The organism is Nonomuraea sp. JJY05 (assembly GCF_043496855.1).
Taxonomy (GTDB): domain Bacteria; phylum Actinomycetota; class Actinomycetes; order Streptosporangiales; family Streptosporangiaceae; genus Nonomuraea.
The window spans coordinates 141,958-151,388 of the sequence record NZ_JBIEIS010000032.1 but is presented as its reverse complement, the minus strand read 5'-3'; the positions used below and the strand labels follow the sequence as shown (position 1 = coordinate 151,388).

Below are 9,431 nucleotides of genomic sequence, written 5' to 3'. Positions count from 1 at the left end.
CGCCACGCCCCCTCCAAGGCGTGGCGGCGGGGTCGTCCGTCTTATTCGTCGTAGAAGATGACCACGCGGGCCACCTGCCGCTCGTCCTCGACGGCTTCGCCGGGGCGGCGCCGGCCGCTCGCGACGACCTCGCCGGTGCGCGGATCGACGACGCGGTAGGCGGTCGGCAGCCCGTCCTCGCGCGTCGGGCGCAGCGCGCCGCCGTTCTCCTGGTAGACCACGTGCAGGCGGCCGGGCACGCGCAGGGCGCGCGGGCTGATGAACGTCTCCCAGTCCGGCTCCATGTCGGTCGTGGGCAGGCCGTCCAGGATCTTGCCGAGCAGCCCGACGTACGTGGAGCCCTCGAAGTCGAGGGATTCCCGCCAGCCGCCGGACGGGGCCAGGAAGTACGGCGCGTGTCCCGGCTCGTCGCCGTGCAGCTTCCACTGCCAGATGTTCGCGGCGCCGTAGACCACGCCCATGGCCCCGCCCGCGCACAGGTTGCTCCACGCCTCGTGGCCCTGCCACCAGCCGGCGGCATTGGTGGCGCTGCGGGTCTGCTCGTAGGTGGGCTCGCCGTTGGCGACGGCCTTGACGGGCGTGTCGCGCCGCATGACCGCCACCCGCTCGGGGACGTGCTCGCCGCCGTGGCCGGTCTGGCACCACTGGAAGTCCAGCCAGTCGGCGTCCTGGCAGGCCCGGTTGTCGGCGTGCGGACGGTAGTGGATGCCGGTGGGCTGGGCGTAGCAGTCCCAGGCGTGGACCTCGGCGCCGCCGGCCGCGATCTGCGGCTCGCGGCCGGAGCCGTCGGCGCCGACCAGGTAGATCGCGGGGCGGGCGCCGTAGCGGGCCACCAGGTAGCGGCAGTAGCGGGCGTACTCCTCGGGCGGCACGACGGTGCCGGCCACGTCGAGCCCCTTCCAGCCGAACCCCTGGAAGACCGGCTGGAGCACGGGCACGATCTCGTGCTCTGCCAGGATGTCCAGGAGCCGGTCCAGGTACTGGAAGTAGGCGGGGTTGAGCGCGTTGACGTGCCCGGTGGGCAGGTCCTCGAAGGCGACGTCGAAGCCCTCGTCGGCCGAGCGGTCGCGCGGGCCGGCGGCGCGCATGTCGGGCTGGACCGACATCAGCAGCACCGCGTTGAAGCCCTTGGCCTGCCGGTCGGCCGCGTACGTGCGCACCTGCTCCTCGGTGGCCCGCCAGGGCAGGCCCCAGGCGGTGTCGGCGACCATGATCGCCGGGGTACCGTCGGCGTGGACGAGGCTGCGCCCGCCCGGCGACATGGTCCAGAAGCCGTGCCGCCGGAAGCGGTGCGCGGCCGGCTCCACGGCGTCCACCTCGATGATCCCGGACGCCCCGCGCAGCCCCCGGTCGTCCAGGGACGCGTCGGCGCTCCAGTGCCAGCGGCCGTGCGCCAGCGGTGAGCTGAACCGGATCCGCCAGGTGCGGCCGCCGTCGTAGAACGCCGGCCGGCGCAGGGCCCGCCCGGTGTCGTGGGTGAAGTCGGCCCACACCTCGACGGCGGTGTAGGCGTCGGGGACGTCGGCCGAGGCGGTGAGCGTGAGCTCCACCTCGCGCCAGGCTCCCCCGACGCGCGTCACGTCCCCCATCAGCCGTCCACCTGGGCGCTGAGCAGCGCCTTGCGCGCGATGCGCTGCGCGGCCAGCGCGTCCTGGCGGGCCTGCGCCTCGGCGAGGGCGTCCACGTCGAGGACCTGCAGGGCCCGCCAGATCGTCCGCATGACCTCGATGCCGGCCCGGGCGGCCTCCACCGAGTCCTCGCGGAAGGGGAACTGGTCGAGCTGCCAGACGCCCTGCCAGCCGGCCTGGCGCAGGGTGTGGAAGAACTCGAAGGTCTCGACGAGATGGATGGAGCCGACGACCATGTCGTCGTCCCAGCCGCGGAAGTTGTCGTTGACGTCGATGGCGTAGAGCCGGTCGTGGTCGAGGATGAGCTGGGCCGCGTCGGCCGGGGACTCGAGGCCGTACAGGGAGTGGCCGAAGTCGAGCAGGATGCCGACGTTGGGCACGTCCATCTTCTCGATGGCCAGCAGGGTGCGGGCGGCCGAGGAGAAGGTCATGCGGTTTCGCGGCTCGCGCGGCTTGTACTCGATGGCGAAGCGCAGGTCGGGGTGGCGCTGGGCCAGCTCGCGGACGGCGTCGATGGACATCTGCCACAGCGCCTTGTAGTCGGCCTGGAAGGGGTAGTCCCAGCCGTCCTGGCCGGGCCAGAGCTTGACATAGTCGCAGCCGAGGCGGCGGGCCAGGTCGGCGGACTCGCTGACCAGCTCGATGGCGTCGCGCCGGACGGCGGGGTCGGGATTGGTGAAGCCGCCGCGGGCGAACTTCCTGGTGTAGATCTCCGGCGTCAGCGCGATGGCCCGCAGCCCGTTGGCCTTCAGCCGGTCCTCCAGCTGGTCCACGTCGAGGTCGGCGGGGTTGAACGGATAGTTGATGTCGACCACGGACAGGCTGCCGACCTGGCCCGCGCGGTCGATCGCCTCCAGCGTGGAGACGGGCGGGCCGTACCCGTCCGTGGCATAGCGGTCGCGGAACTGCCCGAAGTGCCAGAGCCCGGCGCCGAACAGTGGTTCTGCTGCCATACGGAATGGTCTCCTATCCCTTGATCGCGCCGGCGAGGGCGCCTTGTTCGACTGCTCCCCCGCCTGAAGCCGAAGGCGGTGGATTCCTGGCTCACACTGCCTGACCGACCAGCGGACAGTCAGTGACTGAATATCTATTCAATATCGCCTGTCTATTCGAGCGGAATGTAACGTCGGCGGCATACGGCCGTCAAGAAGCAGGCCAGCCGCAAGCTTCCGCACCTCATTGACATAAACGCGATGGCGGCCTTAGCTTCAAAATATGCCTAATCATATTGGAATAGATATTCAAGACGTGGCCCGGTGATGTCGTTGCTTGCTGCCGATCCGACGCGTTCGGCCGTCTATCGCCAGGCGGCCGAGCGGATCCGCCGGGCCGACCGGCACACCGCGGCCGCGGAGCTGGAGCAGCTGGCCACGGAGGTGCGCCGGAGCATCATCCGCATGATCGAGCGTGCCCGGATGGGGCACGTGGGGGGCGACCTGTCGGTCACCGACATCCTGGTGACCTGCTTCTACGGCGTGCTGTCCGTCGATCCGGAACGTCCGCGGTGGAGCGGGCGCGACCGTTTCGTGCTGAGCAAGGGACACTGCGCCGCCGCCCTGTACTCGACCCTCGCCCACTGCGGCTTCTTCCCCACGGCCGAGCTGGACACCTTCATGGCCCCGCTGTCGGCGCTCAACGGCCACCCCAACCGCATCAAGGTCCCCGGCATCGAGACCAACACCGGCGCGCTCGGGCACGGCCTGCCCGTGGCCACCGGGTGCGCGCTGGCCGCCAAGCTCGACGGCGCGGACTGGCGCACGTTCGTCGTGCTCGGCGACGGGGAGCTGCAGGAGGGCAGCAACTGGGAGGCCGCCATGGCGGCCGCGCACCACGGCCTGTCGTCGCTGACCGCCGTCATCGACCGCAACCGCCTTCAGCAGGGCGCCAGGACCGAGGACACCAACGCCCTGGGCGCGCTGGACGACAAATGGCGCAGCTTCGGCTGGGAGGTACGCGAGGTCGACGGCCACGACCACCTCGCCCTTCTGCAGGCGATGAGCGGCTCGTCGACCGGCAGGCCGGTGGCCGTCATCGCCCACACGATCAAGGGGAAGGGAGTGTCGTTCATGGAGGACCGGGTGGAGTGGCACCACAAGGTGCCCAGCCCCGACCAGGTCGAGGCGGCCCTCGCGGAGCTGGCACGATGACCGTGACCGACCAGCAGACCGCCTTCGACTGCCGGCAGGACTTCGCCGCGGAGCTCCTGGCCCTGGCGGCCGAGGACGAGCGGATCGTGGCCGTCTGCAACGACTCCGTGGGCTCCAGCAACCTCGCCGGCTTCCGGGAACGTTTCCCCGACCGGCTGATCAACGTCGGCATCGCCGAGCAGGACCTTGTCGGAGTGGGCGCGGGGCTGGCCAACGCCGGCAAGATCCCCTTCGTGTGCGCGGCGGCGCCGTTCCTCACCGGCCGCGCCCTGGAGCAGATCAAGGCCGACGTCGCCTACAGCGAGGCGCACGTCGTGCTCTGCGGGCAGAGCCCGGGCATGGCCTACGGCGAGCTCGGCCCCACCCACCACTCGATCGAGGACCTGTCCTGGATGCGCGCGGTCGCCGGGCTCGACGTGATCGTCCCGGCCGACTCCGTCCAGACCCGCGCCGCCGTCCGCTGGGCGGCGACCTCCGGCAGGCCCAGCTACGTGCGCATCCCGCGGTTCAAGGTGCCCGTGGTCACGCCCGAGGGCGCGCCCTTCGGGCCGCGCAGAGCGGTGCTGCTCGCCGACGGCGACGACGCCACGGTGATCGCCATCGGCTCGCTGGCCTCCCGCGCGCTGCAGGCGGCCGCCCGGCTCCGCGAGGAGGGCGTCTACCTGCGGGTCCTCAACATGCCTTTCCTCGACCCGCTGGACGAGGAGGCCATCGTGGCCGCCGCGCGGGAGACCCGCGGCATCGTCACCGCGGAGGAGGCCACCATCAGCGGCGGGCTCGGCGCGGCCGTCGCCGCCACCGTCGTCACCCGCCACCCCGTCCCCATGCGCATCCTCGGCGTGCCCCGCGTGTTCGCCCCCACCGGCGACACCGCCTTCCTGCTCGACCACTTCGGCCTGTCCGCCGACGGCATCGTCAGCGCCGTCAAGGACCTGCTGCGCCATGGCTAGCCCGCTCATCCTGGCCGTCGACCAGGGCACCAGCTCCACCAAGGCGCTGCTCGTCGACGAGAGCGGCCACGTCGTCTCCCGCGCCGTCGTGGCGGTCGCCGAGAGCCAGCCCCGCCCCGGCTGGGTCGAGCAGTCCGCCGACGAGCTGTGGCAGAGCGTACGGCGGGCGGTCGCCGAGTGCGTCGCCCCCGAGCAGGCCGCCCGGGTCGCCGGTGTGGGGTTCAGCAACCAGCGCGAGTCGCTGGTGCTGTGGGAGCGCCGCACCGGCGAGCCGGTCGGGCCGCTGATCAGCTGGCAGGACCAGCGCACCGCCGCCCAGTGCCACGAGCTGGCCGCCACCGGGGCCGCCGACCTGGTGAGGTCGGTGAGCGGGATGCCGCTGGACCCGATGTTCTCCGCGCTCAAGGCCCGCTGGCTGCTCGACGCCTACGATCCGGACCGGCGCCGCGCCCGGGCGGGCGAGCTGTGCCTGGGCACCGTCGACTCCTGGCTGCTCAGCCGCCTGGGCGGGGAGCACGTCATCGAGATCGGCAATGCCTCGCGCACCCAGCTGCTCGACGTCGGGACCGGGGACTGGGACCCGCGGCTGCTGGAGCTGTTCGGGGTGCCGGCCGAGGTGCTGCCCCGGGTGGTCGCCTCCTGCGGCGCCTTCCCCGCCGTCCGCGGCCTCGCGCCGCTGCCCGACGGGGTGCCGGTGCTGGCGGTCATGGGCGACTCGCACGCCGCGATGTTCGCCCATGCCGGCTGGCGGCCCGGGGTGGTCAAGGCCACCTACGGCACCGGCTCCTCGGTGATGGCCATCGGTGGCCCTCCGGACGCACCCGGCCTGTGCCGCAGCATCGCCTGGGACCTCGGGGACGGCCCGGTTCATGCCGTCGAGGGCAACATCCGCGCGACCGGTCGCACCGTCAGCTGGCTGGCGGAGCTGTTCGACGTGCCCGCCGACGTGCTGCTGGCCGAAGCCGCCGACCCGGGCGACGTCCACTTCGTGCCCGCCTTCGGCGGCCTCGGCGCCCCTTGGTGGGACCCGGACGCGAGCCCCGTCATCATCGGGCTGACGCTCGCCACCCGCCGGGCCCAGCTCGTCGCCGCCGCCCTGGAGGCGGTCGCCTTCCAGGTCGAGGACGTGGTGGCCGCCGTCGATCAGGCTGTCGGCCAGGTGAGCGTGCTCATGGCCGACGGCGGGCTCACCCGCAGCGCCCGGATGATGCAGCTCCAGGCCGACGCCGGCGGCCGCACCGTCGCCCGCTCCGGCGAGCACGACCTGTCGTGCCTCGGCGTGGCCGACGCCGCCGGGCTCGCGGCCAAGCTGTGGACGCTCGGCGACCTCGAACGGCGCCCGCGACCCTCGGACCGGTTCGAGCCCGCCCTGGACGAGACGGATCGCGCGGCCAGGAAAGCCGCCTGGCACGAGGCCGTGGGCAGGTCCCGGCCCTCCGGTGAAGGGAGCACCACATGACCGCAACGGCGCCGGCCCCCCATCGGCGCGTCCCGATCCGCTGGATCATCGTCGCGGCCGTCGCCGTGCTGGTCATCCTCATGGCCGTCAGCACCGAGTACCGGACGGCCGAGACCGCGGCCGCGGCGGCGCCGAAGAAGTTCGACCCGGCCGCGTTCGGGGCCCAGAACTACGAGGCCAAGGTCGTCCCCGCCGTCAAGAGCGCCGCCGTCGACCTGCCCGTCCTGCTCGACGCCCTGGCCGCCGACAAGGACGCCGCGAGCCAGAAGTACGGCAAGCGCCAGGGCACCGGCCCCTACACCTTCGCCGTCAAGGTCACGGGCGAGGCCGACGCGGCCAGGTCCGGGCTGCTGCCCGTCACCGTCAAGGGCCTGCCGGACGGTACCCGGGTCTCCGTGCAGATCGGCCCCGCCATCAACGGCACCGCGCTGCGCGACGCGGTGGGATTCATCACGTTCGGCCAGTTCACCAACCAGGTGGAGTACGCCGACGCCGGCACCGCCCTCAACAACCAGCTGCGCGACAAGCTGCTCAAGGGGCTGGACGTGGCGGCGCTGGACGGCAGGCAGATCTCCGTCATCGGGGCGTTCACCCTGCTGACACCGCAGACCGTGACGATCACGCCGGTGGCGATCTCATGAGCGGGCCGGTGCTGCGGGCGCGGGAGGTCACCAAGGTGTACGGCGGCACGCACGCGCTCAAGGGCGTCGACTTCGACGTGGCGCCCGGCCGCGTGACCGCGCTGTTCGGCGAGAACGGCGCCGGCAAGTCGACCCTGATGAAGATCCTGGCCGGGATCGAGCGGCCCACCACCGGCCACGTCGAGCTGGACGGGCGGCCCGTGCGGCTGCACTCCTCCCGCGACGCGGCCGACCAGGGCATCTCCATCATCCACCAGGAGCTCAGCCTCTGCCCCAACCTCAGCATCCAGGACAACCTGTTCCTGGCCCGCGAGGTCCGCACCGCGTACGGCTCCGTCGACCGCAAGGCGCAGCGCGAGGCCACGGCCGCGGTCCTGCACCGGCTGGAGGAGGACGTCGACCCCGACCGGCTCGTCGGCGACCTGCGGCTCGGCCAGCAGCAACTGGTGGAGATCGCCCGCGCGCTGCTGCAGCAGGCCCGCGTCCTCATCATGGACGAGCCGACCTCGGCCCTGACCGCGCCCGAGGTCGACGTGCTCTTCCGGGTGATCAGGGAGCTGACCGCCGCGGGCGTCGCCGTCGTCTACATCTCCCATCACCTGGACGAGGCGCTGGAGATCGCCGACGACGTCGTGGTGCTGCGCGACGGGCGGCTGGTCGCCACGGCCCAGGCCGGCGAGGTCGGCATCCGCTGGATCGTCGAGCAGATGGTGGGCCGCGACCAGGACACGCTGTTCCCCAGCCGGGAGCCGGTGCTCGGCGAGGAGGCGCTGGCCGTCCGCCGGCTCACCGTGGCCGATCCGGCCGTCCCCGACCGGCTGGCCGTGAACGGGCTGTCGCTCAGCGTGCGCGCGGGCGAGATCGTCGGCGTCTACGGGCTGATGGGCTCCGGGCGCACCGAGCTGCTGGAGACGCTGGCGGGCCGCCTGCGGCCGTCCTCCGGCGAGGTCCTGCTGGACGGAGCACCCCTGCACGAAACGGGAATCCGCGACCGCATCGGGCGGGGCGTGGTGCTGGTGCCCGAGGACCGCCAGCGCGACGGGCTCGTCCAGACCATGTCGGTCGGGCAGAACCTGTCCCTGGCCGCGCTCGGCACGTTCGTCCGCGGCCTGTTCGTCTCCCAGGAGCGCGAGCGCGCCGCCGTCACCCGCACCATCGCCGACGTCACCGTCAAGACCAGCGGCGCCCAGGCGGCCATCGGGTCGCTGAGCGGCGGCAACCAGCAGAAAGTGATCATCGGCAAGGCGCTGCTGACCGGGCCGCGCGTCCTGCTGCTGGACGAGCCGTCCCGCGGCGTGGACGTGGGCGCCAAGGCCGACATCTTCGAGTTGATGGCGGCCCAGGCCAGGCGGGGCCTGGCCGTGCTGTTCACCACATCCGACGCCGAAGAGGCCCTGCACATCCCCGACCGGCTGCTCGTGCTCGCCCGCGGCGCCGTCGTCGGCGAGTTTCGGCGCGGCGAGCTGACCCGGGAGGAACTGATGCGCGTGTCCGACGGCGGAACCCAGGAGGGTTCGTCATGACGGCGACGGCGACCACCGCGGCCCCGGAGCAGGCCGCCACCCGGGCCCGACGCCTCTCGCTGCTGAACGTGGCCTTCGAGCTGCGCGCCTTCATCGCGCTCGCCGTGCTCATCGTGATCTTCGGCCTGCTGTCGGACTCCTTCCTCACCGTCCCCAACCTGATCACGATGACCAAGCATGTCGCCATCAACGGCGTGATCGCGCTCGGCATGCTGCTGGTCATCCTCAAGGGCGGCATCGACCTGTCCGTCGGCTCCATCGTGGGCCTGTCCGGGGTGGTCGCCGGTGAGCTCCTGCAGGGTCTGCACGTCGGTGGCGTGATCGCCTACCCGCCGATGTGGGTGGTGATCGTGCTGTGCGTCTCGGTCGGCATGGCGATCGGCCTGCTCAACGGGATCCTCGTCACCCGCTTCAACGTGGCGCCGTTCATCGCCACCCTCGGCATGCTGTACGTGGCCCGCGGCGCGGCGATGCTCATCTCCAACGGCGCCACCTACCCCAACCTGGGCGGCAACCCGGCCCTCGGCAACACCGGCTTCGAGCTGCTCGGCAGCGGGCGGCCGCTCGGCCTGCCCACCTCCATCTGGATCATGATCCTGCTGGCCGTGGCGGCCGTGCTGCTGCTGGCCAAGTCCCCGTTCGGCCGCTGGCTGTACGCCACCGGCGGCAACGAGCGGGCCGCGGAGCTGTCCGGCGTGCCGATCCGGCGGGTCAAGACGATCGTGTACGTGATCTCCGGGGCCTGCGCGGCGGTCGCCGGGCTCATCATCGCCTCGGAGCTGACCTCGGCCGCCCCGCAGGCCGGGGAGACGTACGAGCTCAATGCCATCGCGGCGGTGGTCATCGGGGGCGCCGCACTCAGCGGCGGCCGGGGAACCGTGCGCGGCACCCTGGTCGGCGCGTTCGTCATCGGCTTCCTCGCCGACGGCCTGGTGATCCTGGGCGTGTCGACGTTCTGGCAGATCCTCATCAAGGGCGCGGTCATCATCCTCGCCGTGATGCTCGACCAGGGCCAGCAGCGATTCAAGCGACGGGGAGCCGCCGCGGCGGCGGTCGCCGCAAGCAAGAAGCAAGACTGAACCA

The 9,431-nt window shown here is 72.2% G+C and carries 8 protein-coding genes; 6 read left to right on the top strand and 2 right to left on the bottom strand.

The genetic code is table 11. The features are described 5' to 3' along the window. Positions 1–41: 41 nt before the first annotated feature. The gene (locus tag ACFKCF_RS40400) at positions 42–1,589 is read right to left on the bottom strand and encodes a DUF4038 domain-containing protein (RefSeq protein ID WP_394500611.1); all 1,548 of its coding nucleotides are present in this window, start codon (positions 1,587–1,589) and stop codon (positions 42–44) included. Further along, positions 1,589–2,581 (bottom strand): sugar phosphate isomerase/epimerase family protein, encoded by a 993-nt coding sequence (locus ACFKCF_RS40395; protein ID WP_394500610.1) that lies wholly within the window; start codon positions 2,579–2,581, stop codon positions 1,589–1,591. The genes ACFKCF_RS40400 and ACFKCF_RS40395 overlap by 1 nt, the downstream gene beginning before the upstream one ends. Before the next feature lie 306 nt (positions 2,582–2,887). On the opposite strand from ACFKCF_RS40395, the gene ACFKCF_RS40390 reads away from it, so the two are divergent. Genes ACFKCF_RS40390 through ACFKCF_RS40365 form a run of 6 tightly spaced genes read left to right on the top strand, consistent with a single transcriptional unit; the run spans position 2,888 to position 9,427 of the window. After that, the gene (locus ACFKCF_RS40390) at positions 2,888–3,775 is read left to right on the top strand and encodes a transketolase (RefSeq protein ID WP_394500609.1); all 888 of its coding nucleotides are present in this window, start codon (positions 2,888–2,890) and stop codon (positions 3,773–3,775) included. Next, entirely contained in the window at positions 3,772–4,725 is a 954-nt protein-coding gene (locus ACFKCF_RS40385; protein WP_394500608.1) for a transketolase family protein, read from the top strand. The genes ACFKCF_RS40390 and ACFKCF_RS40385 overlap by 4 nt, the downstream gene beginning before the upstream one ends. After that, a complete protein-coding gene (locus ACFKCF_RS40380) occupies positions 4,718–6,184 on the top strand; it encodes a glycerol kinase (RefSeq protein WP_394500607.1) in 1,467 nt (488 codons plus the stop codon). The genes ACFKCF_RS40385 and ACFKCF_RS40380 overlap by 8 nt, the downstream gene beginning before the upstream one ends. Continuing rightward, positions 6,181–6,825 carry a DUF2291 family protein gene (locus tag ACFKCF_RS40375; protein WP_394500606.1) on the top strand — a complete coding sequence of 215 codons (645 nt, stop codon included), beginning with the start codon at positions 6,181–6,183 and terminating at the stop codon, positions 6,823–6,825. Before ACFKCF_RS40380 ends, ACFKCF_RS40375 begins: the two co-directional genes overlap by 4 nt. After that, entirely contained in the window at positions 6,822–8,348 is a 1,527-nt protein-coding gene (locus ACFKCF_RS40370) for a sugar ABC transporter ATP-binding protein (RefSeq protein WP_394500605.1), read from the top strand. The genes ACFKCF_RS40375 and ACFKCF_RS40370 overlap by 4 nt, the downstream gene beginning before the upstream one ends. Then, positions 8,345–9,427, top strand: a complete 1,083-nt coding sequence (locus tag ACFKCF_RS40365) for an ABC transporter permease (RefSeq protein WP_394500604.1) — start codon at positions 8,345–8,347, stop codon at positions 9,425–9,427. Before ACFKCF_RS40370 ends, ACFKCF_RS40365 begins: the two co-directional genes overlap by 4 nt. Positions 9,428–9,431 lie beyond the last annotated feature (4 nt).